Below are 25533 nucleotides of genomic sequence, written 5' to 3'. Positions count from 1 at the left end.
TAGCGGGGGATCTTGAAAGCTGGGGTGGATGAAGGGCTTTGAGGGTCCTTTGAGGGGTCAAGATGGTAAGGGCCCACGGTGGATGCCTCGGCACCCGAGCCGATGAAGGACGTGGCTACCTGCGATAAGCCAGGGGGAGCCGGTAGCGGGCGTGGATCCCTGGATGTCCGAATGGGGGAACCCGGCCGGCGGGAACGCCGGTCACCGCGCTTTTGCGCGGGGGGAACCTGGGGAACTGAAACATCTCAGTACCCAGAGGAGAGGAAAGAGAAATCGACTCCCTGAGTAGCGGCGAGCGAAAGGGGACCAGCCTAAACCGTCCGGCTTGTCCGGGCGGGGTCGTGGGGCCCTCGGACACCGAATCCTTAGCCTAGCCGAAGCTGTTGGGAAGCAGCGCCAGAGAGGGTGAAAGCCCCGTAGGCGAAAGGTGGGGGGATAGGTGAGGGTACCCGAGTACCCCGTGGTTCGTGGAGCCATGGGGAATCTGGGCGGACCACCGCCTAAGGCTAAGTACTCCGGGTGACCGATAGCGCACCAGTACCGTGAGGGAAAGGTGAAAAGAACCCCGGGAGGGGAGTGAAATAGAGCCTGAAACCGTGGGCTTACAAGCAGTCACGGCCCCGCAAGGGGTTGTGGCGTGCCTATTGAAGCATGAGCCGGCGACTCACGGTCGTGGGCGAGCTTAAGCCGTTGAGGCGGAGGCGTAGGGAAACCGAGTCCGAACAGGGCGCAAGCGGGCCGCACGCGGCCCGCAAAGTCCGCGGCCGTGGACCCGAAACCGGGCGAGCTAGCCCTGGCCAGGGTGAAGCTGGGGTGAAACCCAGTGGAGGCCCGAACCGGTGGGGGATGCAAACCCCTCGGATGAGCTGGGGCTAGGAGTGAAAAGCTAACCGAGCCCGGAGATAGCTGGTTCTCCCCGAAATGACTTTAGGGTCAGCCTCAGGCGCTGACTGGGGCCTGTAGAGCACTGATAGGGCTAGGGGGCCCACCAGCCTACCAAACCCTGTCAAACTCCGAAGGGTCCCAGGTGGAGCCTGGGAGTGAGGGCGCGAGCGATAACGTCCGCGTCCGAGCGCGGGAACAACCGAGACCGCCAGCTAAGGCCCCCAAGTCTGGGCTAAGTGGTAAAGGATGTGGCGCCGCGAAGACAGCCAGGAGGTTGGCTTAGAAGCAGCCATCCTTTAAAGAGTGCGTAATAGCTCACTGGTCGAGTGGCGCCGCGCCGAAAATGATCGGGGCTTAAGCCCAGCGCCGAAGCTGCGGGTCTGGGGGATGACCCCAGACGGTAGGGGAGCGTTCCCGATGCCGATGAAGGCCGACCCGCGAGGGCGGCTGGAGGTAAGGGAAGTGCGAATGCCGGCATGAGTAACGATAAAGAGGGTGAGAATCCCTCTCGCCGTAAGCCCAAGGGTTCCTACGCAATGGTCGTCAGCGTAGGGTTAGGCGGGACCTAAGGTGAAGCCGAAAGGCGTAGCCGAAGGGCAGCCGGTTAATATTCCGGCCCTTCCCGCAGGTGCGATGGGGGGACGCTCTAGGCTAGGGGGACCGGAGCCATGGACGAGCCCGGCCAGAAGCGCAGGGTGGGAGGTAGGCAAATCCGCCTCCCAACAAGCTCTGCGTGGTGGGGAAGCCCGTACGGGTGACAACCCCCCGAAGCCAGGGAGCCAAGAAAAGCCTCTAAGCACAACCTGCGGGAACCCGTACCGCAAACCGACACAGGTGGGCGGGTGCAAGAGCACTCAGGCGCGCGGGAGAACCCTCGCCAAGGAACTCTGCAAGTTGGCCCCGTAACTTCGGGAGAAGGGGTGCTCCCTGGGGTGATGAGCCCCGGGGAGCCGCAGTGAACAGGCTCTGGCGACTGTTTACCAAAAACACAGCTCTCTGCGAACTCGTAAGAGGAGGTATAGGGAGCGACGCTTGCCCGGTGCCGGAAGGTCAAGGGGAGGGGTGCAAGCCCCGAACCGAAGCCCCGGTGAACGGCGGCCGTAACTATAACGGTCCTAAGGTAGCGAAATTCCTTGTCGGGTAAGTTCCGACCTGCACGAAAAGCGTAACGACCGGAGCGCTGTCTCGGCGAGGGACCCGGTGAAATTGAACTGGCTGTGAAGATGCGGCCTACCCGTGGCAGGACGAAAAGACCCCGTGGAGCTTTACTGCAGCCTGGTGTTGGCTCTTGGTCGCGCCTGCGTAGGATAGGTGGGAGCCTGTGAACCCCCGCCTCCGGGTGGGGGGGAGGCGCCGGTGAAATACCACCCTGGCGCGGCTGGGGGCCTAACCCTCGGATGGGGGGACAGCGCTTGGCGGGCAGTTTGACTGGGGCGGTCGCCTCCTAAAAGGTAACGGAGGCGCCCAAAGGTCCCCTCAGGCGGGACGGAAATCCGCCGGAGAGCGCAAGGGTAGAAGGGGGCCTGACTGCGAGGCCTGCAAGCCGAGCAGGGGCGAAAGCCGGGCCTAGTGAACCGGTGGTCCCGTGTGGAAGGGCCATCGATCAACGGATAAAAGTTACCCCGGGGATAACAGGCTGATCTCCCCCGAGCGTCCACAGCGGCGGGGAGGTTTGGCACCTCGATGTCGGCTCGTCGCATCCTGGGGCTGAAGAAGGTCCCAAGGGTTGGGCTGTTCGCCCATTAAAGCGGCACGCGAGCTGGGTTCAGAACGTCGTGAGACAGTTCGGTCTCTATCCGCCACGGGCGCAGGAGGCTTGAGGGGGGCTCTTCCTAGTACGAGAGGACCGGAAGGGACGCACCTCTGGTTTCCCAGCTGTCCCTCCAGGGGCATAAGCTGGGTAGCCATGTGCGGAAGGGATAACCGCTGAAAGCATCTAAGCGGGAAGCCCGCCCCAAGATGAGGCCTCCCACGGCGTCAAGCCGGTAAGGACCCGGGAAGACTACCCGGTGGATGGGCCGGGGGTGTAAGCGCCGCGAGGCGTTGAGCCGACCGGTCCCAATCGTCCGAGGTCTTGACCCCTCCATCCGCACTCATCCCATCCCACCCCAGCTACCCCCTACCCCCCCGCAGCGCGGGATTTTGAAAACCCAAAACACCAGAATCCCCCGTGCCCATAGCGGCGTGGAACCACCCGTTCCCATTCCGAACACGGAAGTGAAACGCGCCAGCGCCGATGGTACTGGGCGGGCGACCGCCTGGGAGAGTAGGTCGGTGCGGGGGATTTTCCCTTTCGCGGGAGTAGCTCAGTTGGTAGAGCACGACCTTGCCAAGGTCGGGGTCGCGGGTTCAAGTCCCGTCTCCCGCTCCAATACCCAAACCCCCAGGTTTTGACCTGGGGGGTTTATCCTTTTAGGTCCTCGTCGCTGAGCCAGTCGGCCCACACCTCCAGGTGGGCGGCGTCCGCCACGGTGAGCACGGCGTTTTCCGGGTAGAGGATCCGGGTGATGGAGGTGTTTTGGATGTGGAAGCGGCGCCAGGTGTCCCCGGCGAGGTCTAGGGCGAGCTTGAGGGCGGCGCGGATGACGCCGCCGTGGGTGACCACGAGGTGGCGGCCGGGCGGCACCTCTTCCAGAAAGGCCTGAAGCCTTCGGGCCAGGTCAGCCATGCTCTCTCCACCGGGCCTGCGGGCGTTCCAGGGGTCCTCGGCCGCTTCCGCCAGGAAGCTGGGGAACCGGGCCTCGGCCTCGGCCCGGGTCAGGCCGGCGAGCTCGCCCACGTGGATCTCCCGGAGAAGAGGCGTGGTGGCGATGGGGAGGCCGAGGACCTGGGCGAGGGGCTCGGCGGTCTGGCGGGCCCGCCGCAGATCCGAGGCGTAGAGGCGGTCAAAGCTTATGCGGCTGCGGCTGAGGCGCTCGGCGAGGCGGAAGGCCTGCCCGATACCCACGGGGGAGAGGGGGATGTCCAGGTGCCCCTGGAAGCGCCGCTGGGCGTTCCACTCCGTCTCCCCGTGGCGGACGTACCAGATCTCCTTCATACCAGGCGGACGCCCTCTCCCGGGACCACCCGGCCCACCAGGAAGCCCTCCACCAGCTTCAGGGCCTCCTCGGCCGCTTCCTGGGGGAGGACGAGGACCATGCCCAAGCCCATGTTGAACACCCGGTACATCTCCTCCTCGGGGATGCCCCCCAGGCGCTGGAGGTAGGGGAAGACGGGGGGGATGGGCCAGCTTCCCCGCCGGACCTCCGCGCCGAGGCCCGGGGGCAGGGCCCGGGGCAGGTTCCCCGGGAGGCCCCCGCCGGTGATGTGGGCGGCGGCGTGGAGCTCCACCCCCGCCTCCCAAAGGAGGCGGAACTCCTTCAGGTAGGCCCGGTGGGGGCGGAGGAGGGCTTCTTTAAGGCTTTCGCCGAGTTCGGGGACGGGGGCGGAGAGGTCCTGGCCCGCCACCACCTTGCGGATGAGGGAGTAGCCGTTGGTGTGGGGGCCGGAGGAGGGGAGGGCGAGGAGCACGTCCCCTTCCCGCACCCGCTCGGGCCCGAGGATGCGGCTCCGCTCCACCACGCCCACCAGGGTGCCGGCGATATCCCAGGCGCCTTCCCGGTAGACGCCGGGCATCTCGGCGGTTTCCCCCCCTAAGAGGGGGATGCCGTGCGCTCGGCAGGCCTCGGCCAGGGAGGCGAGGAGGGCGGCCAACACCCCTTCGTCCAGGCGGCTTGCCGCCAGGTAGTCCAGGAAGAAAAGGGGCTCCGCCCCCTGGGCCAGGAGGTCGTTGACCGAGTGGTTGACCAGGTCAAAGCCAAGCCCCGAGACGTCCCCCGCTTCCAGGGCCAGGAGGGTTTTGGTGCCCACGCCGTCCGTGGTGGCCACCAAAACCGGTTCCTCTAGGGCCTTGAGCCGGCTTGCGGCGTAAAGCCCGCCGAAGGCCCCCATGCCCCGCAGGACCTCGGGGGTGTAGGTGGCGGCGATGGCCTCCCTGGCCCGCCTCAGGGCCTCGGCCTTGGCCTCGATGTGGACCCCGGCCTCCTCGTAGCGCATCGGCCCTATCCTACCCCAAGGGCCTCGAGGAGGAGGCGGCGCACCAGGTCGGGCCGGGCCTGGCCCCGGGTCTTGCGCATCACCTGGCCCACGAGGGCGTCCAGGGCCTTGACCTTTCCTTGGCGGACGCTTTCCGCCGCCTCGGGCATGGCGGCGATGGCCTCGGCCACCAAGGCCTTGAGCGCCCCCTCGTCCGCCACCACCTTGAGCCCCCGTTCCCGCACCAGGGCCTCCGGGTCCTGGCCCTCGAGGACCTCGGGGAGGAGGCTTTTGGCCACCCGGCTCGTGACTTCTCCCCGCTCAAAGAGCCCCACGAGCCGGGCGAGGCCCTCGGGGGAGAGCCGGGTCTCCTCCAGGCGGAGGCCCCGCTCGTGGAGAAGCCCCGCCACGTCGGCGAGGAGCCAGTTGGCCAGGGCCTGGGGGGAGGCGAGGCCCAAGGGAAGGGCCTGGTCTAGGAAGCGGGCGAGGGAGGGGGTGTAGGCCAGGACCTCGGCGTCCTTTTCCTTGATGCCTAGGGCGCGGTAGCGGGCCTCCTTCTCCCAGGGGAGTTCGGGAAGGCTTCGCCGCACCTCCTCAAGCCAGTCCCGGGGGATGGCCACCGGGGGCAGGTCGGGCTCGGAGAAGTAGCGGTAGTCGGCCTCTTCCTCCTTGGTGCGCATGGGGTAGGTTTTGCCGCTTCCTTCCTCAAAGCCCATGGTCGCCTGCTTCACCTTCTCCCCCCGCCTTAAGATCTCCGTCTGGCGGCGGATCTCGTACTCCAGGGCCCGTTGCACGCTCTTGAAGGAGTTGAGGTTTTTGATCTCCACCTTGGTGCCTAAAGGCTCCCCCACCCGCCGCACGGAAACGTTGACGTCGGCCCGGAGCTTGCCCTCCTCGGGGGAGGCGTCGGAGATCCCCAGGGTCTGGACCAGGGCCTGGATGCGCTGGAGGAAGAGCCTGGCCTCCTCGGGGGCCTTGAGATCGGGCTCGGTGACGAGCTCGATGAGGGGGCTTCCCGCCCGGTTGAAGTCCAAAAGGGTCCTGCCCTCCAGGTGAAGGCTTTTCCCCGCGTCTTCCTCCAGGTGGAGGCGCTTGATGCGCACCCTTCGCTCCCCCAAGGGCAGGCTTCCCCCCCGGCCTAAGGGGAGGTCGTACTGGCTGATCTGGTAGTTCTTGGGGAGATCGGGGTAGAAGTAGTTCTTGCGGTGAAAGACGAGCCTTTCCGGCACCTCGGCCCCCAAGGCCAGGGCGAGCCTGAGGCCGTACTCCACCGCCACCCGGTTGGGCACGGGGAGGGCGCCCGGGAGGCCCAGGCAGACCGGGCAGGTGTGGGTGTTGGGCTCCTTTCCGAAGTAGTCCGCCTGGCAGCCGCAGAACATCTTGGTGCGGGTCTTGAGGTGCAGGTGGACCTCGAGGCCGATGACGGCTTCGTACATCGGGGAAAGTTTACCGCCTGGCGCCCTCGGGCGCGCCCGCGAGCCTCATGAACTCCTTGGGGTCCACGGCCCTGGCGAGCCCCATCTCGTAGGTGATGAGCTTGCGCTTGTACAGATCGGCGAGGCAGGCATCCATGGTGATCATCCCGTACTGGCCCCCGGTCTGGATCACGCTCCTTAGCTGGTGGCTCTTGCCCTCCCGGATCAGGGCCCTCACGGCCGGGGTGGCGATCATGAGCTCATAGGCCAGCACCCGCCCGCCGCCAAAAGCCTTGGGCAGGAGCTGTTGCGTGAGGACGGCCACCAGGTTGTTGGAAAGCTGCACCCTGACCTGCTCCTGCTGGTTTTCGGGGAAGACGTCCACGATGCGGTCAATGGTCTCGGGAGCGGAGTTGGTGTGGAGGGTGCCCATGACCAGGTGCCCCGTCTCGGCGGCGGTGATGGCGGCGGCGATGGTCTCGTAGTCCCGCATCTCCCCCACCAGGATCACGTCGGGGGCCTGGCGGAGGACCGAGCGGAGCGCCCGGTGGAAGTTCTTGGTGTCGGAGCCGATCTCCCGTTGGTTCACAATGGCCCGCTTGTGCTTGTGGAAAAACTCTATGGGGTCCTCGATGGTGACGATGTGGCAGGCTTTGCGTTCGTTGATGTAGTCGATCATGGAGGCCAGCGTGGTGCTCTTGCCGCTTCCCGTGGGCCCCGTGACCAGGACGAGGCCCCTTGGGCTCATGGCGATCTCGGCGATGCTCTTGGGGAGGCCGAGCTCCTCAAAGCTCTTCACAGCGCTCGGCACCACCCGTAAGACCCCGCCCACGCTTCCCCGTTGCAGGAAGACGTTCACCCGGAAGCGCCCCTTGCCCGGGAGGTTGAAGGAGAAGTCTAGTTCTTTCTCCTCCTCAAAGATCCGCTGTTGCTTCTCGTCCATGAGGGCGTACATGAGGCGGCGGGTCTCCTGGGGGGTGAGGGGCTCGTACTCCGTGGGGTGGAACTCCCCGTCCACCTTGATCATGGGGGGCAGGCCCACGGTGATCACGAGGTTGCTCGCCCCCCGTTCCACCGCGAGCGTCAAAAGGTCCACCACGTCTGGGGCTTTGGCCATCGCTTTCCTCCTTTACTCAATGGTACGCGCCAGGACCTCCTCGAGGGTGGTGATTCCCTGGAGGGCCTTGTAGAGGCCGTCCTCCCTCAGGGTCTTCATCCCCTTCCTCCGGGCGATCTCCTTGATTTCCGTGGCCGACTTCCCCGCCACGATGGCGTGGCGGATCTCGTCGTCCACCACCAAAAGCTCGTGGATGGCGTAGCGGCCCTTGTAGCCGGTGCCGCCGCACCGCTCGCACCCCATCCCCTTGAAGAGCCTGGCCCCTTGGATTTCGGCTTCGGAAAGCCCGAGGCGCCTTAGAACCTCGGGGTCCGGCTTCACCTCCACCTTGCAGTGGTCGCAGATCCGACGCACCAGGCGCTGCGAGAGGACGCCGATGAGGGCCGCGGAGACGTTGAAGGGTTCCACCCCCATCTCGTCCAGGCGGGTGATGGCCTGGGCGGCGTCGTTGGTGTGCAGGGTGGCGATGACGAGGTGGCCGGTGAGGGCGGCCTCGGTGGCGATCTTGGCCGTCTCGGAGTCCCGGATCTCCCCCACCATGATGATGTCCGGGTCCTGCCTGAGGAAGGCCCTTAGGGCCCGGGCGAAGGTGAGGCCCGCCTGCGGGTTCACCTGGGTCTGGTTGATGCCGGGGATCTCGTACTCCACGGGGTCCTCAATGGTCTGGGTGTTCTTATCGGGGGTGGCGATGCGCTTGAGGATGGAAAAGGTGGTAAAGCTCTTGCCCGAGCCCGTGGGTCCGGTGATGAGGAAGATGCCGTAGGGCTTGGAGATCACCTCCTTGAAGCGTTCAAACACCCCCGGGGCGAAGCCCAGGTCCTCAATCTCGGGGATGTCCGAGGCCTTCTTGAGGAGGCGCATCACCGCCTTTTCCCCATAGACCGTGGGCAGGGTGGAAAGCCGCAGGTCCACGTCTATGGCCCCTTCCCGGTAGCGCACCCGGCCGTCCTGGGGGAGGCGCTTCTCGGCGATGTTGAGCCCGCCCATGATCTTGACCACGCTGATCACCGGGCCCAGGGCCCCCTTGGGCAGGGTGCTGTACGGCCGCAGGGCGCCGTCAATCCTTAGGCGCACCTGGACGTCGTTCTGCCTGGGCTCAATGTGGATGTCGGAGGCGTCCTGGAGGAAGGCTTCCCGGATCACCTGCTTCACGAACTTCTGGGCGGCGCTCTCGTCCAGCTCCAGGGGACTTGGAGCCTCTTCCACCACCTGTTTTTGGGCGAACTCCTTGGCGATCTCCGAGAGCTCGGCCTTGCCGTAGAAGCGCTCGATGAGCTTGGTGATGGCGGCCTCGGTGGCCACCGCCGGGGCCACCTCGTGGTTCAGGCCTTTCCGCTTGAGGGCGAGGCGCACGTCGTCCAGGGCCAGGATGTTCCTCGGGTCTTTCATCAGGAGGACGAGGCGGTTCCCCTCGAGGCGGTGGGGGAAGACCCCATAGCGGCGGCAGAGGTCCTCCGGGAGGAGGAGGGAGGCGCCGGGATCGGGGGGATCCTCCTCGGGGTCAACGTAGGGGTAGCCCAGCTGGGTGGCCACCGCCTGGGCCAGGGCCTCGGGTTTGAGCTTTCCCGACTGGATCAGGGTGTCCTCCAGCCTTCCCCCCCTTGGCGCTGCTTCTTGAGGGCTTCTTCCACGTCCTCGGGGCGGGCGAGGCCGAGCTCCACCAGGATCTCCCCCAAAGGCTTGGTCCGGGGCAGGCCTTTCTGCACCTCCAGGGCTTCCTTTAGCGCCTCCCGGGAGAGCTTGCCCTCCTGGACCAGGACCTCCCCTAGGCGGTTCTTCTGCGGGTAGGCCCGGCGGAAGAGCTCCTCCCAGGCCTGGGGGAGGGCGAGGTAGAAGCGGGCGGGCCGCTTGAGGAGCTGGGCCACCGCCTCCTTGTGCCGTGGGTCGGAGAGGACCACCTCTATCTTCCCGTTTCGGAAGCCGATGGGCACGGCGCCGTAGCGCAGGGCGTCGGAGCGGAGGAGGAGGAGGGCGGCGGCGGAGGGGTCGGGGACGATTCCCTCGGCGCTTTCCAGAAACTCCATTCCCTTCTGCTCCGCCAAGGCCCGGTAAAGGGCCTCCTCGGGAAGCCCTTTTCGCACCAGGATCCGCCCGAGGAGGTCCCCCGTCTTCTCCTGTTCCACCAGGGCCTCCTCCAGGGCCTCGCGGGAGATCAGCCCCTTTTTCAGGAGGAACTCCCCGAGCATGAGGTCCTTTTGGCCCTCGCCCGAAGGCGGCGGGGGACGGGAAGGCCAAGCTCCGGGTAGTGCTTGGCCAGGGCGTAAAGGAAGTCGCTTTTGGTGGTTTGGTACGGCTCCACCACGAGCCCCGTGAGGTCCTCCACCTCCTCGAGGCTCAGGGTGTCCAGGGGGTTGAGGAAGGCCACCCGCACCACCCCCGCCTCCTCGTCCAAGGCAAAGGGGATGGCCTTGAGCTCCTTGGCCTTTTCCGCGGGGAGGAGGGCCTTGGCCTTGGGGGGATCTCCACCCGGTGGAGCTCCACCAGGGGGATGCCGAAGCGGTCCTCAATGGTCTGGGCGATCCTCCGCTCGGAGAGGAGGCCCATGTCCACCAGGACCTCGGCCAAGGAGCCCCCCACCTCCCGGTGCCGTTCCAAGGCCCGCTGCAGCTCCTCGTCCGTGAGGAGGCCGGCGTCCAACAGGGCCGCCCCGAGCCTTTTGTCCCCTATGGTGAGCACGCTCATCTCGTCACACCCCCTCGAGGCCTCCTAAAGGGAGCTTCCAGCATGCGTATGAAACGGGTGTAAAAGAACTCCTGCTCCCGCAAGGGGGGACCAGGACGGTGTAGGCCCCCACCAGGTTGCCCCCGAGGACATCGGTGAAGACCTGGTCCCCCACCGCCGCCACCTCCCGGGCGGGCAGGCCCAGGGCTTTGAGCGCCTTGCGGAAGCCGAACCAGGGTTTGAGGGCGGGGGCGTGGCCGGGGAGGTCCAGGAGGCGCTGCACCCGGGCGAAGCGCTCGGGGAGGGCGTTGGAGAGGAGGTAGACGGGAACCGCCCCCTTCAGGTCCGAAAGCCACGCCCGGTAGGCCTCCGGCAGGTCCTCCTCCCCGTAGGGGAGGAGGGTGTTGTCCAGGTCCAGGATCACCCCCTTGAGGCCCCGGGCCTTAAGCCACGCCGGGGTCAGGTGGAGGAGGGAGGGGAGGACCTCCCGGGGGAAGAGCATGCTTCCATTGTGCCACGGGCCCCTTGTGTGCCTTAACGGGGAAGCATGACGAGGCCCCACATCCTGCCCGTCCTTCCCCGGTCCCGGCGGTGGGAGAAGAGGTTGGGGGCGCAGTGGGTGCAAAGCCCCACCCGGTAGATCCGCTCCTCCCTAAGCCCCGCCCTTTTGGCCTGGAGGAGGAGGGCCTTTTCCAGGTCCAAGAGGTACTTCCCCGGGGCGGCGGGGTCCTCGCGGAAGGTGAAAAGCCCCGCCTCGGCGAAGCGGGCCACCACCTCTTCGCCCACCTGGTAGCACGCTCCCCCAATCCCGGGGCCGATGGCCAGGTGGACCTCCGTGGGGTCCAGGCGGTAGACCGCCTCGAGGCGCTCCAAGGCCTTGGGCAGGATCCCCCCCACCACCCCGCGCCAGCCGGCGTGCAGGGCCCCCACGGCCCCCTTTGGGTGGTGGAGGAGGAGGGGATAGCAGTCGGCCACCCCCACCCGGAGGAGGAGGCCGGGGGTGCGGGTGAGGAGGCCGTCCCCCTCCCAAAGCCCCGGCCCCTCCACCGGGTGGACCTCCGTGCCGTGGACCTGGCGGAGGCCCGCCACGGGCGGATGGCCGAAGGCCACGAGCACCCGGCGTTGATTCTCGGCTACCCTCTCGGGGTCGTCCCCGGTGGCGGCGGAGAGGTTGAGGCTGCGGAAGGGCCCCTCGGAGACCCCGCCTTCCCGGGTGGTGAAGCCGTGGGGCACCGGGAGGGGGGTGCGCAGGAGGGTCACGAGGCCACCCCCTCCAGAAGGCCTGAAAGCGCCTCGAGGAAGCCGTGGGCGGTGAGGTCCAGGCTCACCGGGGTCACGGAAACGTATCCCCGCCGCACCGCCCAGAGGTCCGTTCCCTCCTCCTCCTCCCCGGCGGGGGTGCCGGCGATCCAGTAGTAGGGCTTGCCCTCCGGGTCCAGCCGCTCCACCACCTGATCCTCAAAGCGGTGGGTGGAGAGGCGGGTGACCCGGAGGCCTTTGGGTTTGGAGGCGGGGAAGTTCACGTTGAGGAGCACCCCCGGGGGCAGGCCCCGTTCTCCCACGGCCCGGGCAATGGCGAGGGCCCAGCGGGCGGCCTCCTGGAAGTCCAGGACTTCCCCCGAGGTGTCCAGGCTGAAGGCGATGGAGGGGATCCCCAAGGAGGCCCCCTCGAGGGCCGCGGCCACCGTCCCCGAGTGGGTGAGGTCCAGGCCCAGGTTCACCCCCAGGTTGATCCCCGAGACCACCAGGTCCGGCCGGCCCAGGAGGTGGACGCCCAGGACCACGCAGTCGGCGGGCGTACCGTCCACCCGGTAGGCGGGGATCTCCCCGAAGCCGGCGCTTTGGGTGTGCTTGAAACGCAAGGGGCGGCGGACGGTGATCCCGTGGCCCACGGCCGACTGCTCCATGTCCGGGGCCACCACGAACACCTCCCCCAGCGCCCGCATGGCAAGGCCGAGGGCCTTGATGCCCGGGGAGAAGATGCCGTCATCGTTGGAGACCAGGATGCGCATGGCCCCTCCATGATAGAAAAAGCCCCCCACTTGGGGGGCTTAGGGCAGCCCGCCTGTTAGAGGCGCCGAACCCGCCTGGCCTGGGGGCCCTTGCCGTTGCGGCCCGGCTCCACCTCAAACTCCACGCGCTCCCCCTCGTTCAGGGTGCGGAAGCCATCGGCCTCAATGGCCGAGAAGTGTACGAACACGTCGGGACCTTCCTCCTGCTGGATGAAACCGTAGCCTTTTTCCGCGTTGAACCACTTTACGATGCCTTTGTTCATGCCTACTCCTTCAAATCCCTTTCCAAACCCATCTTTGGCTTCGGAAAGTAACTTATTGTTTCACGCGCCCAAGCAAAAGTCAACCCCTCCCGGGGCTTGCCTTGCAAAGGTCAGGAGGACGGGTGTATATCTCTCTCCTGATGGGCAAGCGAGGCTTCCTTCGCAGGGAGGCAAGCCCCAAGGAGGTCCTGGAACACTGCCTGCGCCTGGCCCGGGAGGTGGCCCCTCCCACCCCCAAAGGCAAGCGGGGCCGCCCCTGGCGCTACAGCCACGCCCTTTACCTGGCCCTCCTTCTCTTCCGCGCCTTCTTCCACCTCACCTACCGCGAGACGGAGGCCTCACTCCAGGACCTGATGGAAGGCCCCTTCCCTTCCCACCAGTCCCTGGCCCGCTACGCCCTCAAGCACCTGGACCCCAAACTCCTTGAGGCCCTCCTGGAGAGGCTTTCCCGGGAACTGGAGGCCCATCTCGCCCCGGAGTCCTCGCCGGAAGGCGAAGCGGCTTCGGACGAGGCGCCGGCACACCTGGCGGCGCTTTCCCCCCCTCTACCTCATGGACACCACGGGGCTGGCCTACCGGAGCAAGGACCGGCTTCTCCGCTTTCGTCGGGGGAAGGAGGTGCGGCGGGTGCGGGGGCACGCGCGGCTTCTGGCCCTGATGCGGTGGGATAGGGAGAGGCGGCTCTTGTGGCCCTGGGGTGGAGTGGTGGGGGAGGGCTACGCCCCGGACCCCCGGCTTGGGGGGGAGGTGCTGAGGCGGTTTCCTCCTTCCCGGGGGTGGCTTTTGGCGGACGCGGGGTTTGACGGGAAGGAGGTGTGGGGGGTTTTGGGGGAGGCGGGGGTGCGGCCGGTGATCCGGCTTCGGGGCGGGGGCGAGGCCAGGGAGGAGGCGCGGGTGCGGGCGCGGGAGGGGTGGGACCCCGAGGTGTACCGGTTTCGCGGGGTGGTGGAGGGGGTGTTTGGGGGGATGAAGACGCGGCTGGGTGGGGGGTACCTTTGGGAGCGGAAGCCTTGGACGGCCATGGCGCGGGCGCTTTTGGAGCTCATCGCCTACGGCCTTAGGGTTCTTCTCTCCCTTCTCCCGCCCCCTCCGGGGTACAAGGCAATTTACTAGGCAAGCCCACCCCTCCCCCCCTTGACGCTTCCTTTAAAGGGGCTTTATAATCGCGATGGAATAGCTTCCAAAGGAGGTGCGGTATGCAAAGGCGGACCTTTTTGAAGAAGCTCGGCGTGGGCGTGGCGGCAAGCTTCGTTCTGGGTCCCGCCCTGGTGCGGGCGCAGTCCGGCCCCGTGATCCGCGTGGCCGGGGATTCCACCGCCGTGGGGGAGGGCGGCCGCTGGATGAAGGAGATGGTGGAGGCCTGGGGGAAGAAGACGGGCACCCGGGTGGAGTACATTGACTCCCCGGCGGACACCAACGACCGCCTGGCCCTCTACCAGCAGTACTGGGCGGCCAAGAGCCCGGACGTGGACGTCTACATGATCGACGTCATCTGGCCGGGCATCGTGGCGCCCCACGCCCTGGACCTGAAGCCTTACCTCACGGAGGCGGAACTTCGGGAGTTCTTCCCCCGTATCGTCCAGAACAACACCATCCGGGGGAAGCTCACCTCCCTGCCCTTCTTCACCGACGCCGGCATCCTCTACTACCGCAAGGACCTCCTGGAAAAGTACGGCTTCAAGAACCTGCCCCGCACCTGGGCCGAGCTGGAGCAGATGGCCCAGCGGGTTATGGAAGGGGAGCGCCGGGCGGGCAACCGGGACTTCTGGGGCTTTGTCTTCCAGGGCAAGGCCTACGAGGGCCTGACCTGCAACGCCCTGGAGTGGATCTACTCCCACAAGGGCGGGCGCATCATTGAACCAGACGGCACCATCAGCGTCAACAACAGCCGTGCTGCCCTGGCCCTGAACACCGTGCGCCGCTTCGTGGGCACCATCGCCCCCCAAGGCGTCACCAGCTACGCCGAGGAGGAAGCCAGGAACGTCTGGCAACAGGGGAACAGCCTCTTCATGCGCAACTGGCCCTACGCCTACGCCCTGGGCCAGGCGGAGGGAAGCCCCATCCGGGGCAAGTTCGGGGTCACGGTCCTGCCCAAGGCCTCGGCGGACGCCCCCAACGCCGCCACCCTGGGCGGCTGGCAGCTCATGGTCTCCGCCTACAGCCGCTACCCCAAGGAGGCCGTGGACCTGGTCAAGTACCTGACCTCCTACGAGGTCCAGAAGGACAACGCCGTCCGCCTCTCCCGCCTGCCCACCCGGCCCGCCCTTTACGCCGACCGGGACGTCCTGGCCAAAAACCCCTGGTTCCGGGACCTCCTGCCCGTCTTCCAAAACGCCGTTTCCCGCCCCTCCGACGTGGCCGGGGCCCGGTACAACCAGGTGTCCGAGGCCATCTGGACCGAGGTGCACAGCGCCCTCACGGGCAGGAAGAAGGGCGAGCAGGCCGTGCGGGACCTCGAGGCCCGCATCCGCCGCATCCTCCGCTAGCCCCTCGCCTTCCCGGGGAGGCCTGGCCTCCCCGGGTTCACCCCAAGGCCATGCTCACCCTAAGACAGGTCCGTTTGGCCTGGATTCTGGTCCTGCCCACGCTCCTGGTGGTGGTCCTGGTGGCGGGCTACCCCCTGGCCCAGGTCTTCTACTGGTCCTTCTTCAAGGCCGACATCGCCTTTGTGGAACCCCCGGAGTTCGTGGGGTTGGAAAACTACCTCCTCCTTTTCCAAGATCCCGACTTCCGCCAGGCTCTCTGGAATACCCTCAAGTTCACCGTGGTCTCCGTGAGCCTGGAGACGGTTTTGGGCCTGGCCATCGCCCTCATCATCCACTCCAACTTCCGTGGCCGGGGCCTGGTGCGCACCGCCATCCTCATCCCCTGGGCCATCCCCACGGTGGTCTCGGCCAAGATGTGGCAGTGGATGCTCCACGACGTCTACGGGGTCATCAACGTCATCGGGGTCAAGCTGGGCCTCCTTTCCCAGAAGGTGGCCTTCCTGGCCCGGCCCGAGCTCATCCTGCCCGCCATCATCGCTGTGGACGTGTGGAAGACCACCCCCTTCATGGCCCTTCTGCTTTTGGCGGGGCTCCAGCTCATCCCCGAGGAGCTCTACGAGGCGGCGAGCATTGACGGGGCCTCGAGGTGGCAACAGTTCTGGAGCATCACCCTGCCCCTCCTCACCCCCGCCTTGGTGGTGGCCCTCATCTTCCGCACCCTGGACGCCCTCCGGGTCTTTGACGTGGTCTTCGTCATGAGCGGCGTGAACCCCGCCACCCGCACTCTGGCCGTCTACAACCGCCAGACCCTGATTGACTTTCAGGACCTGGGCTATGGTTCGGCCATCAGCGTGGCCATCCTCGTAATCATCTTTGTCTTCGTCCTTCTTTATATGCGCACCATCGGGAAGGAGGCGTTGAAGTGAGACGCGCAAGCCGCCTTCTGGGAAGGCTTTTCTTCTACCTCCTCGTGATCTTCGTCGTCGTTTACAGCGTTTTCCCCTTCTACTGGGCGGTGATCTCCAGCTTCAAGCCCTCGGACGCCCTCTTCTCCCCCGACCCCAGCTTCCTCCCCGTGCCCTTTACCCTGGAGCACTACGAGAACGTTTTCCTTCAGGCCAACTTTGGCCGCAACCTCCTCAACTCCCTCATCGTCGCCGGGGGGGCCACCCTCCTCTCCTTGGTCCTCGGCGTCCTCGCCGCCTACGCCTTGGGGAGGCTTCCCTTCCCGCCCAAAAACGCCGTGATGTACATCGTCCTCTCCATGACGATGTTTCCCCAGATTGCGGTTTTGGGCGGTCTCTTCCTCCTTCTGCGCCAAACGGGGCTTTTCAACACCCACCTCGGCCTCATCCTCACCTACCTCCTCTTCACCCTGCCCTTCACGGTCTGGGTGCTGGTGGGCTACTTCAAGGGGCTTCCTAGGGAGCTGGAGGAGGCGGCCTACGTGGACGGGGCGACGCCCCTCCAGACCCTCCTCAAGGTGATGCTCCCCCTCACGGGGCCCGGCCTCGTCACCACGGGCCTCCTCGCCTTCATCGCCGCCTGGAACGAGTACCTCTTCGCCCTCACCTTCACCGTGGGGGACTCGGTGAAGACCGTCCCCCCCGCCATCGCCAGCTTCGGCGGGGCCACGCCCTTTGAGATCCCTTGGGGCTCCATCATGGCGGCGAGCGTGGTGGTCACGGTGCCCCTGGTGGTCTTGGTCCTCATCTTCCAGCAAAGGATCGTCGCCGGCCTCACCGCGGGGGCGGTGAAGGGCTAGGGGCCTGAAAGCCTTTAGGCGAGGGCCTTATGGAGGAGGGCGGTGGCTTCCTCCAGGACCCTTTCCAGGTGGGCTTCCCCGAGGAAGCTTTCCGCGTAGACCTTGGCCACGTCCTCGGTGCCGCTTGGCCTTAGGGCGATCCAGGCGTCGGCCGCCACCACCTTGATCCCGCCCAGAGGCTCCCCGTTGCCCGTGGCCCGGTCCAGGACCTGGAGGACGGGCTCCCCGGCGAGGGTGGCGGGATGAACCTCCTTGGCGGAGAGCCGGGCCAGGCGGGCCTTGGCCTCGGGGGAGACGGGGAGGTCCTTGCGGGCGTAGTAGGGGCGGCCCAGCTTTTCCGCCAGGGCCTCGTAGAGGGCGTCCGGGGCCTGGCCCCGCTTGGCCATGAGCTCGGCGGCGAGGAGGCCCATGAGGATCCCGTCTTTGTCGGTGGAGAAGGGCCTCCCGTCAAAGCGGAGGAAGCTTGCCCCGGCGCTCTCCTCCCCGGCGAAGCCGAGCCACCCCTCGAGGAGCCCCGCCACGAAGTGCTTGAACCCCACGGGGGTCTCGTAGACCTCCCGCCCCAGGGCCTGGGCCACCCGGTCCAGGAGGGCGCTGGTCACCGCCGTCTTCCCCACCTTGGCCCCGGGCCAGGACCGGGTGGTGTAGAGGTGGTGGAGGGCGGCGGCCAGGTAGTGGTTGGGGTTCATCAGGCCCCGCGGGGTGACGATCCCGTGGCGGTCGGCGTCGGGGTCGTTGCCGATGGCGAGGTCAAAGCGGTCCTTGATGGCGAGGAGGCCCGCCATGGCGTAGGGGCTGGAGCAGTCCATGCGGATCTTGCCGTCGTGGTCCTTGGGCATGAAGCGGAAGGTGGGGTCTAGGGTGGGGTTCACCACCTCCAGGGGGAGCCCGTGGACCTCGGCGAGCCGCTCCCACACCCTTAGGCTCGCCCCCCCTAAGGGGTCCACCCCGATCCTAAGGCCCGAGGCCCGGATGGCCTCGAGGTCCACCGCCTCCGCCACCTTTTCCACGTAAAGCCCCGCGTAGTCAAAGGGCTTGGCCCGGGCCAGGGCCTCCCGGAGGGGGAGGCGCTTCACGCCCTTGAGGCCCTCCTTGAGGAGGGCGTTGGCCCGTTCCTCTATGGCCCGGGTGATGCGGGTATCCGCCGGGCCCCCCGTGGGGGGGTTGTACTTGAGGCCCCCGTCCTCCGGGGGGTTGTGGCTCGGGGTGAGGAGGACGCCGTCGGCCTTGGCCTCGTGGTGGGCGTTGTGCTCCAGGATGGCCAGGGAGACGAGGGGCGTGGGGGTGTAGTCCCCGTCCGCCTCCACGCGGACCTCTATCCCGTGGGCGGCGAAGACGGAGAGGGTCGTGGCCCAGGCGGGCTCGGAGAGGGCGTGGGTGTCCTTGGCCAGGAAAAGGGGCCCCGTGGCCCCGAAGCTCGGCCGGAGCTCGGCGATGGCCTGGGCGATGGCCAGGACGTGGGCCTCGGTGAAGGTGGCCTTCAGGCTGCTTCCCCGGTGGCCGCTCGTGCCGAAGCGGACCCTCTCCAAGGGGTTTTGGGGGTCTGGGGTCGCTTCGTAGTAGAGGGTGAGGAGCCGGGTGATCTCCATGGGGCCATTGTAAAGGGGCGGGGAAGCCCCCGCCCCTCCTGCCCGGGCTCCGGGGTTAGGGGTTGTTGGCCGGAGCCTCTTCGGGCTTGGGTTCTTCCTGGGAGTTGGGCTCCTGGGAGGGGGTTTCGGGGGTGAGGGCCTGCAAGACCTCGGCCAGCCGGTTCTCGATCTTCGCCTCCTTGCGCAGGGCCTGGATCAGGGCCTGGGCTTTTTCGCTCCGCTTCCGGTTGACCGCCCCCTGCTGGGCCTCCTCGGCCACCTGGGCGAAGCCCTTCAGCTCCTCCGCCTTGCGGTCGGAGATGAGGAGGACGGTGTAGGAGCCGTCTTCCATCTTGATCACCTCGCTCACCTCCCCCAAGGGGCCTTTGGGGAAGGTCTCGGTGATCTTGAAGACCAGGCGGTCCAGGACGGCGGGGAGCTGGTTGGGGTTCACGGTGCCGTAGTCGGTGACCGTGCCTTCTTGGGCCTTGGCCAGGGCCTCGAGGTCCCCGCCCTTTAGGGCTGCGGCCCGGAAGGCCTTGGCCTGGGCTTCCTCCTTGAAGTTCACCCCGATCACCTTGGCGCTCGCGGGCACGGTGAAGAGGGCGGGGTTCTCGCTGTAGAAGGCCCGGGCCTCCTCCTCGCTCGCCGTCACGTCCCGGGTCTCGTAGCGGAGGTAGGCCTCGGCGATCTCCGCCTTGGAGCCGATGAAGGGCTTGCCGCTCTTTTTGGCCGCCTCCACCAGGAGCTCCCGGTCAATGAGGTTCTCCAGGGTTTGGGGAAGGAAGAACTGGACGGCGAGCTCCCCCAGGCCCTGCTGGACCAGGGCCACCGTCTGTTGGTTGGAGAAGACGGGCTGGAGCACCTCGCTGAGGAGGATCTCCTTCTCGTTGACCTTGGCCACGGGCGGGTTCTGGTAGGTGTAGGGGTTGTCCTCGGCGAAGCGGACCTGGGCCTTCTTGCGGAGTTCTTCCAGGTAGGCCTCGAGGGCCCCGTTCCCCTTGGCTTCCTGGGCGTCCTTCTCCACCTGCTCCTTGACCTCCTCAAAGCTGGGGGTCTTGGCGGACAGGTACTCCTCCACCTTCACGATGTAGTACCGGCCCCCGGCGGCGATGGGCCCCACCACGCCCGGCCCCTTGAGGGCGAAGACCGCCTCCGCCACCTTCTCGGGGAAGACCACCTGGGTCACGGGCTTGGGCTCCGCCTCCCCGGGGCCCGCCCCCAAAGCGCCCCCTTGCTCCGCCCCCACCTTGGAGTGCTGGCGGGCCAGGGCGGCGAAGTCCTCCCCGGCCTTGGCCTTGGCGGCGAGCTCCTCGGCGAGGGCCTTGTTGTCCACCACGATCTGGCGGGCCTTCACCCGGGGCTCGGTCCTGTAGTTCTCCTTGAAGACCTCGTAGTAGAACCGCACCTCCTCCTCGGTGGGCTTGACGCCCGAGCGGATCTGCTCCAGGCGCTTCTGGATCTGGAGCTGGGTCTTGACCTCGGCCCTAAGCTGGGCGTCGGTGTAGCCCATCTGGTTGAGAAACTGCTCGTAGGCCGCCTTGTCCTTCAGGCCGAACTGCTCCCGGATGCGGTTCACCTCCTGGCGCACCTCGGCGCTGGAGACCCGCACCCGGGCGGCGTCCTGCTTCAGGGCCTCGGTGAGGATGACCTGCTCCAGGAAGTAGGTGTCCACCAAGGTCTTGAGCAGGCCCTCGGGGCTTGCGGCGTAGAGGGGGTCGTTCCCCTGGAGCCTGAGGAGGTCCAGCTCGTAGAGGGCCTTTCCGTTCACCCAAAGGACCGGCTTGCCCCGGGTCTGCTGCCCCGCCTGCGGGGTGAAGAGGAGGATGGCGCCCAGGGCGAAGGCCAGGGCCAGAAGGCCGAAGAGGATGGTGATGGCGCGTTTGCTGAGACCGAACACTTGACTGCCTCCTTTGCGGGTGCTAAAGTAGCTCTTGCTGTATGCGCCCGTAGCTCAGCTGGATAGAGCGTCGGCCTCCGGAGCCGAAGGTCAGAGGTTCGAGTCCTCTCGGGCGCGCCATTTTTCTTTTTTCCCCAAAGCCTTTGGGCATCCGAGCGAGATCCTTGCGCACGGAGGGATTGTAGCACACCTTCCGTGAGAAGCCGTAATAGCATGGGGGGGTGCTGCCCCTCCTTCTCGCCTGGCTCCACACCACCAACGACCTCTTCTCCAACTTCCTCACCCCCCTTCTGCCCAAGCTCATGGACCGCTTCGGGGTCGGCCTAGGGACGGCGGGCCTTCTGGTTTCCGTCTACTCCCTCACGGGAAGCCTCCTCCAGCCCTTCGCTGGCCTCTTGGCCGACCGGGTGGACCGGAGGCTCCTCGCGGCCCTCGGCCCCGTGCTGGTGGCTTTGGGCATGGGTTCCATGGGCCTTTGGCCCCGGTTTGAGGCCCTGCTCTTCGTCCTGGCCCTGGCGGGCGTGGGCTCCGCCCTCTTCCACGCCTCCGGGGCGAGCCTCGTGGGGGAGTACGCCCCCAAGGAAAGGAGGGGCTTCTGGCTTTCCTTCTTCGGCTCCGCGGGGAACCTGGGGCTTTCCCTGGGGCCCATCGTGGCCCTGTACGTGGCGGGGCGGTGGGGCCTCGAGGCCCTCTTCTGGCTCACCCCCCTGGTCCTCCTCCCCGCCCTCGTCCTCCTCCGCCTGCCCCCGGTGCGCCGCGCGGGGAGGCCCGCGGGCTTCCGGGACTTCCTGCGCGTCTTCCGGGGGGACGTGGCACGGCTTTGGGGGATGGCCACCCTGCGGAGCCTGGTCTTCCTCAGCTTCTCCACCACCCTGCCCTACTGGTACGCCACCAAGGGCCTTTCCGACGGGTACACGGCCCTCTCCCTCTCCGTCTACAGCCTTTCCGCCACCTTGGGCATCCTCGCCGGCGGGACCTTGTCGGACCGGCTGGGGCGGAAGGCGGTCTTGGTGGGCACCCTCACCCTGGGCCTGCCCCTTTACCTGGGCCTCCTCTTCTTCCCCGCGGAAAACCCTTTGTACCTCCTCCTCCTCGCCGCCACCGGGGCCCTGATGAACGCGGGGATCCCCGTGGCCGTGGCCCTGGCCCAGGAGCTGGAGCCGGGGCAGACGGCCACGGTCTCGGGCCTCCTCATGGGGTTCACCTGGGGCTTCGCCGGCCTCTTCTACGCCCCCATCGGGCGGCTCATTGAGGCCTTCGGGGTTCTGCCGGTGCTCTTGGGCCTCGGGGTGTTGCTCCTGCCCGCCTGGGCCCTGGCCCGGGAGGTGCGGGAGCCCGCCCGTACAATGGGGGTATGAGGATCCTCCTCGCCACCGACGGCTCGCCCCAGGCGCGGGGGGCGGAGGCCTTGGCCGAGTGGCTGGCCTACAAGCTTTCCGCCCCCCTCACGGTCCTTTTCGTGGTGGACACCCGCCTCGCCCGCATCCCGGAGCTTTTGGACTTCGGGGCCCTCACGGTGCCCGTGCCCGTCCTCCGGACCGAGTTGGAGCGGGCCTTGGCCCTTAGGGGGGAGGCGGTGCTGGACAGGGTGCGGCAGAGCGCCTCGGCGGCGGGGGTGGCGGTGGAGGCGGTTCTGGAGGAGGGCGTGCCCCACGAGGTCATCCTGCGGCGCGCCCGGGCGGCGGACCTCCTGGTCCTGGGGCGGAGCGGGGAGGCCCACGGGGACGGGTTCGGCGGCCTCGGCAGCACGGCGGACCGGGTGCTCCGGGCCTCCCCCGTCCCCGTCCTCCTCGCCCCCGGGGAGCCCGTGGAGCTCGAGGGCGCCCTTTTGGGCTACGACGCCTCGGAGAGCGCCGTCCGGGCGCTGCACGCCCTCGCCCCCCTGGCCCGGGCCTTGGGGCTTGGGGTCCGGGTGGTGAGCGTCCACGAGGACCCGGCCCGGGCGGAGGCCTGGGCCCTCGAGGCCGAGGCCTACCTCCGGGACCACGGGGTGGAGGCGAGCGCCCTCGTCCTGGGGGGGGACGCGGCCGAGCACCTCCTCCGCCTCCAGGGCCCCGGGGACCTCCTGGCCCTGGGGGCGCCCGTGCGGCGGTTCGTCTTCGGCAGCACCGCCGAGCGGGTGATCCGCAACGCCCAGGGCCCCGTCCTCACCGCCCGCTAGCCCTAGGGGGGGATACTGTCCCCCAAACGGGAAAGGGGGAGGAATGACGGTTCGCCAGGTGCTCGTGCACAAGGGGGGTGGGGTCCACGCCATCCACCCCGAGGCCACGGTGCTGGACGCCCTGAGGAAGCTCGCGGAGCACGACATCGGAGCCCTCCTCGTCATGGAGGGGGAGCGGCTTCTCGGCATCTTCACCGAGCGGGACTACGCCCGCAAGCTCGTCCTCCTGGGGCGCTTCTCCAAGGACACCAAGGTGCGGGAGGTGATGACCATGGGCGTCCCCACCGTGGCGCCCGAGGCTTTCTTGGAGGAGGCCATGCGCCTCATGACCGAGCGCCGCACCCGGCACCTTCCCGTGGTGGAGGGGGAGCGGGTCGTGGGGGTGGTGTCCATCGGGGACCTGGTCAAGGCCATCATCACCCACCAGGGGATGCTCATCGCGGAGCTTTCCCGCTACGTGAGCGAGAACCGCTAGTCCCTCAGGGCCCAGCTGAGTACCAGGCTCACCAGGCTCAGCACCAAGGCCCCTACCAGGGCGGCCCCGAACCCCGCCACCTCCAAGGGGGTGACGGCGGCGACGAGGAAGAGGACGAGGCCGTTCACCACCAGGGTGAAGAGGCCCAGGGTGAGGAGGTTTAAGGGAAGGGTGAGGAAGAGGAGGACGGGGCGCACGAGGGCGTTGGCCAGGCCCCACACCGCCCCCGCCACCAGGTAGTCCAGAAGCCCCGCCCCGGGGCGGAAGTAGACCCCGGGGTAGAGGAGGGTGAGGAACCAGAGGGCCACGGTGTTCAAGAGGAGGCGGGCGAAGAGGTTCCGCATGGCCTGAGGATACTAGGGCTCGGCGTAAAGGGGGGTGGAGAGGTACTTCCAGCCGCCGTCCGGGCTGATGCAGGCCACCCGCTTCCCGGGGCCGAGCTCCCGGGCCACCTGGAGGGCGGCCCAGACGATCCCCCCCGAGCTCATCCCCAGGAAAAGCCCCTCCTCCCGTGCGAGCCGCCGGGCCAAGGGAAAGGCGTCCTCCTCCCAGACCTGGATCACCCCGTCCAGGAGGGAAAGGTCCAGGTTCTCGGGGATGAAGCCCGGGCCCATGCCCTGGAACTGGTGCGGCCCCATCTTCCCCCCGGAGAGGACGTTGGAGCGGGCGGGCTCCACGGCGATGACCTTGACGTGGGGGATCCTTTCCTTGAGGTAGCGGCCCACCCCCGTGATCGTTCCCCCGGTGCCGGAGCCGTAGACGAAGGCGTCTATGCGGCCCTCCAGGGCCTCGTAGAGCTCGGGCCCCGTGGTCTCGTAGTGGGCCCGGACGTTGGCGGGGTTTTTGAACTGGTCCGGCATGAAGGCCCCGAGCTCCTCCTTGAGCCTTAGCGCCTCCTCCCTCGCCGCGAGCATCCGCCTTTCCGGGTCGGTGAGGACGAGCTCGGCGCCAAAGGCCTTGAGGACCCGCTTCCTCTCCTCAGACATCTGGGCCGGCATGGTGAGGATGAGGCGGTAGCCCCGGCTTGCGGCGATCATGGCGAGGCCGATGCCGGTGTTGCCGCTCGTGGGCTCCACGATGACCTGTCCCGAGCCCGGCCTCAGGATCCCCCGCTCCTCGGCGTCCTTGATCATGTACCAGGCGGGGCGGTCCTTGATGGAGCCCCCAGGGTTCAGCCCTTCCAGCTTGACCCAGACCTCGGCCATATCCGGCTCCACCACCTTGACGAGGCGGACCACGGGGGTCTTGCCGATGGCGCCCTCCACCCGCATGCCCCCACTATAGCCCTTGGGAAGGGGTTCGGAGGGGTGGGGGTTCCCTCTTGGGCCGAGGTCTGCTACCCTAGGAGGAGCAAGCAAGGCTTGCGAAAGGAACGTGCAATGAAGGTTGGACAGGACAAGGTTGTGACCATCCGCTACACCCTCCAGGTGGAGGGTGAGGTTCTGGACCAGGGGGAGCTTTCCTACCTCCACGGCCACCGTAACCTCATCCAGGGCCTCGAGGAGGCCCTGGAGGGCCGGGAGGAGGGGGAGGCTTTCCAGGCCCACGTCCCCGCCGAGAAGGCCTACGGCCCCCACGATCCCGAGGGGGTCCAGGTGGTGCCCCTCTCCGCCTTCCCCGAGGACGCCGAGGTGGTCCCCGGGGCCCAGTTCTACGCCCAGGACATGGAGGGGAACCCCATGCCCCTCACCGTGGTGGCGGTGGAAGGGGAGGAGGTGACCGTGGACTTCAACCACCCCCTGGCGGGCAAGGACCTGGACTTCCAGGTGGAGGTGGTGAAGGTCCGCGAGGCCACCCCCGAGGAACTCCTGCACGGCCACGTCCACTAAGGGCGCGGAAAAGCTAGAGCCCCGGCTTTCGCCGGGGCTTTTGTAGTATGGGGTGGTATGCGCGTCATCGTGGTGGGAACCCGGGGGAGCGCCCTGGCCCTGGCCCAGACCCGATTCGTGGTGGAGCGGCTCAAGGAGAGCTGGCCCGAGACTGAGTTCAAGATCCGCACCATCAAAACCCGGGGGACCAGGGGGCGAGCCCCAGGGAGGAGGCCATCTTCGTCAAGGAGATCCAGGAGGCCCTGCTCTCCCGGGAGATCGACATCGCCGTTCACTCCCTTAAGGACCTGCCCACCCAGTCACCCAAGGGGCTCAAGATCGCCTCCGTGCCCCGGCGGCAGGACCCCCGGGACGTCTTCCTGGGCAAGGCGGCCAAGCGCCTCAAGGACCTCCCCCCGGGGGCGGTGGTGGGGACGAGCTCCGTGCGCCGCAAGGCCCAGATCCTCGCCCTGAGGCCGGACCTGGTGGTGCGGGACCTCCGGGGCAACGTGGACACCCGGCTCGCCGCCTTGGGCAGCGGGGAGTACGACGGCATCGTCCTCGCGGCGGCGGGGCTCATCCGCCTGGACCTCAGGAACCGCATTGACGAGTTCCTGGATCCCGCCGAGATCCTCCCCGCCCCCGGCCAGGGGGCCTTGGCCCTGGAGGTGCGGGAAGGGGACGACCTGGCGGAGGAGCTCTGCTATGCCCTGCACCACCCCCCTTCCTACCACCGGGTTCGGGCGGAGCGGGCCTTCCTTAGGGGCCTTGGGGCCGGGTGCCTGGCCCCCGTGGGGGCCCTCGCCCACGTGGAGGAGGACGGGACGCTCCGGCTTGAGGGGGTCCTCCTCACCCCGGACGGGAAGGGCTTCATCCGGGCGGAGATTGAGGGGGACGTTTCCGAGGCGGAGGAGCTGGGGTTGGACCTGGCCCGGGACGTTCTGGAGCAGGGCGGGCGGGAGATCCTCGCTCAAATCCGATAGGTTTACTGGAGTTTTGCCCC

The 25533-nt window shown here is 67.6% G+C and carries 20 protein-coding genes, 2 tRNA genes, 2 rRNA genes and 3 pseudogenes; 13 read left to right on the top strand and 14 right to left on the bottom strand.

The genetic code is table 11. The annotated features are described in order from the left end of the window. Positions 1–55 precede the first annotated feature (55 nt). The 3 genes from AV541_RS00840 to AV541_RS00830 all read left to right on the top strand — a co-directional run bounded on the left by AV541_RS00840 (position 56) and on the right by AV541_RS00830 (position 3256). A 23S ribosomal RNA gene (locus tag AV541_RS00840) occupies positions 56–2967 on the top strand. An 84-nt stretch (positions 2968–3051) separates the two neighbouring features. Beyond that, positions 3052–3168: ribosomal RNA gene (rrf, locus tag AV541_RS00835) — 5S ribosomal RNA — on the top strand. Positions 3169–3180: 12 nt separating this feature from the next. Further along, positions 3181–3256: transfer RNA gene (locus tag AV541_RS00830), tRNA-Gly, on the top strand. A 33-nt stretch (positions 3257–3289) separates the two neighbouring features. Here AV541_RS00830 and AV541_RS00825 read toward each other — a convergent pair. The 10 genes and pseudogenes from AV541_RS00825 to AV541_RS11835 all read right to left on the bottom strand — a co-directional run bounded on the left by AV541_RS00825 (position 3290) and on the right by AV541_RS11835 (position 12891). After that, a complete protein-coding gene (locus AV541_RS00825; protein WP_008634004.1) occupies positions 3290–3922 on the bottom strand; it encodes a histidine phosphatase family protein in 633 nt (210 codons plus the stop codon). Next, positions 3919–4920: a phosphoribosylformylglycinamidine cyclo-ligase gene (gene purM / locus AV541_RS00820; protein WP_008634005.1), complete on the bottom strand. Its 1002-nt coding sequence runs from the start codon at positions 4918–4920 to the stop codon at positions 3919–3921. The genes AV541_RS00825 and purM overlap by 4 nt, the downstream gene beginning before the upstream one ends. Positions 4921–4925: 5 nt before the next feature. Then, positions 4926–6335 carry an Asp-tRNA(Asn)/Glu-tRNA(Gln) amidotransferase subunit GatB gene (gene gatB, locus AV541_RS00815; protein WP_060384025.1) on the bottom strand — a complete coding sequence of 470 codons (1410 nt, stop codon included), beginning with the start codon at positions 6333–6335 and terminating at the stop codon, positions 4926–4928. Positions 6336–6345: 10 nt separating this feature from the next. Next, a complete protein-coding gene (locus AV541_RS00810; RefSeq protein ID WP_060384024.1) occupies positions 6346–7431 on the bottom strand; it encodes a type IV pilus twitching motility protein PilT in 1086 nt (361 codons plus the stop codon). A gap of 12 nt (positions 7432–7443) precedes the next feature. Then, positions 7444–10113: pseudogene (gene pilB / locus AV541_RS00805) on the bottom strand (type IV pilus assembly ATPase PilB). Further along, positions 10110–10594, bottom strand: a pseudogene (locus AV541_RS00800) (YqeG family HAD IIIA-type phosphatase). Before AV541_RS00800 ends, pilB begins: the two co-directional pseudogenes overlap by 4 nt. Positions 10595–10626: 32 nt before the next feature. Further along, a complete protein-coding gene (gene pgeF, locus AV541_RS00795) occupies positions 10627–11352 on the bottom strand; it encodes a peptidoglycan editing factor PgeF (RefSeq protein ID WP_060384023.1) in 726 nt (241 codons plus the stop codon). Beyond that, entirely contained in the window at positions 11349–12104 is a 756-nt protein-coding gene (surE, locus tag AV541_RS00790) for a 5'/3'-nucleotidase SurE (protein ID WP_060384022.1), read from the bottom strand. The genes pgeF and surE overlap by 4 nt, the downstream gene beginning before the upstream one ends. A 56-nt stretch (positions 12105–12160) precedes the next feature. After that, positions 12161–12367: a cold-shock protein gene (locus AV541_RS00785; RefSeq protein WP_008634012.1), complete on the bottom strand. Its 207-nt coding sequence runs from the start codon at positions 12365–12367 to the stop codon at positions 12161–12163. A gap of 338 nt (positions 12368–12705) precedes the next feature. After that, positions 12706–12891: a hypothetical protein gene (locus tag AV541_RS11835; protein ID WP_223966770.1), complete on the bottom strand. Its 186-nt coding sequence runs from the start codon at positions 12889–12891 to the stop codon at positions 12706–12708. Between AV541_RS11835 and AV541_RS00775 the strand changes: the two genes are divergently transcribed. The 4 genes from AV541_RS00775 (at position 12833) to AV541_RS00760 (ending at position 16618) form a co-directional block, all read left to right on the top strand. After that, positions 12833–13480, top strand: a complete 648-nt coding sequence (locus AV541_RS00775) for a transposase (protein WP_224065233.1) — start codon at positions 12833–12835, stop codon at positions 13478–13480. The genes AV541_RS11835 and AV541_RS00775 overlap by 59 nt on opposite strands. A gap of 83 nt (positions 13481–13563) precedes the next feature. Continuing rightward, complete coding sequence (locus AV541_RS00770; RefSeq protein WP_008634018.1) at positions 13564–14853, top strand: ABC transporter substrate-binding protein; 1290 nt, start codon at positions 13564–13566, stop codon at positions 14851–14853. A 50-nt stretch (positions 14854–14903) separates the two neighbouring features. Next, positions 14904–15779, top strand: a complete 876-nt coding sequence (locus AV541_RS00765; RefSeq protein WP_060384021.1) for a carbohydrate ABC transporter permease — start codon at positions 14904–14906, stop codon at positions 15777–15779. Next, the gene (locus AV541_RS00760) at positions 15776–16618 is read left to right on the top strand and encodes a carbohydrate ABC transporter permease (protein WP_060384020.1); all 843 of its coding nucleotides are present in this window, start codon (positions 15776–15778) and stop codon (positions 16616–16618) included. The genes AV541_RS00765 and AV541_RS00760 overlap by 4 nt, the downstream gene beginning before the upstream one ends. Before the next feature lie 14 nt (positions 16619–16632). Here AV541_RS00760 and AV541_RS00755 read toward each other — a convergent pair whose 3' ends face one another. Then, a complete protein-coding gene (locus AV541_RS00755) occupies positions 16633–18207 on the bottom strand; it encodes a phosphoglucomutase (protein WP_060384019.1) in 1575 nt (524 codons plus the stop codon). A gap of 55 nt (positions 18208–18262) precedes the next feature. Continuing rightward, positions 18263–20086, bottom strand: coding sequence for a peptidylprolyl isomerase (locus AV541_RS00750; protein ID WP_060384018.1), 1824 nt, complete (start codon positions 20084–20086; stop codon positions 18263–18265). 43 nt (positions 20087–20129) lie between these two features. On the opposite strand from AV541_RS00750, the gene AV541_RS00745 reads away from it, so the two are divergent. The 4 genes from AV541_RS00745 to AV541_RS00730 all read left to right on the top strand — a co-directional run bounded on the left by AV541_RS00745 (position 20130) and on the right by AV541_RS00730 (position 22722). Then, positions 20130–20206 (top strand) — tRNA-Arg (locus tag AV541_RS00745). A gap of 101 nt (positions 20207–20307) precedes the next feature. Beyond that, a complete protein-coding gene (locus AV541_RS00740; protein WP_060384017.1) occupies positions 20308–21444 on the top strand; it encodes an MFS transporter in 1137 nt (378 codons plus the stop codon). Then, the gene (locus AV541_RS00735) at positions 21441–22247 is read left to right on the top strand and encodes a universal stress protein (RefSeq protein ID WP_060384016.1); all 807 of its coding nucleotides are present in this window, start codon (positions 21441–21443) and stop codon (positions 22245–22247) included. Before AV541_RS00740 ends, AV541_RS00735 begins: the two co-directional genes overlap by 4 nt. A gap of 43 nt (positions 22248–22290) precedes the next feature. Beyond that, the gene (locus AV541_RS00730; protein ID WP_060384015.1) at positions 22291–22722 is read left to right on the top strand and encodes a CBS domain-containing protein; all 432 of its coding nucleotides are present in this window, start codon (positions 22291–22293) and stop codon (positions 22720–22722) included. On the opposite strand, the gene AV541_RS00725 is transcribed toward AV541_RS00730, so the two are convergent. Continuing rightward, positions 22719–23066, bottom strand: coding sequence for a phage holin family protein (locus tag AV541_RS00725; RefSeq protein ID WP_014628830.1), 348 nt, complete (start codon positions 23064–23066; stop codon positions 22719–22721). The genes AV541_RS00730 and AV541_RS00725 overlap by 4 nt on opposite strands. A 12-nt stretch (positions 23067–23078) precedes the next feature. Continuing rightward, a complete protein-coding gene (gene cysK / locus AV541_RS00720; protein WP_060384014.1) occupies positions 23079–23993 on the bottom strand; it encodes a cysteine synthase A in 915 nt (304 codons plus the stop codon). Between the two features lie 108 nt (positions 23994–24101). Here cysK and AV541_RS00715 point away from each other — a divergent pair, with 108 nt between their 5' ends. After that, positions 24102–24551 (top strand): FKBP-type peptidyl-prolyl cis-trans isomerase, encoded by a 450-nt coding sequence (locus AV541_RS00715; protein ID WP_060384013.1) that lies wholly within the window; start codon positions 24102–24104, stop codon positions 24549–24551. Between the two features lie 57 nt (positions 24552–24608). Further along, positions 24609–25513 (top strand): annotated as a pseudogene (hemC, locus tag AV541_RS00710) (hydroxymethylbilane synthase). Positions 25514–25533 lie beyond the last annotated feature (20 nt).

Source organism: Thermus parvatiensis, assembly GCF_001535545.1.
In the GTDB taxonomy this organism is placed as follows: domain Bacteria; phylum Deinococcota; class Deinococci; order Deinococcales; family Thermaceae; genus Thermus; species Thermus parvatiensis.
This window is presented reverse-complemented; position numbering and strand designations above follow the sequence as displayed.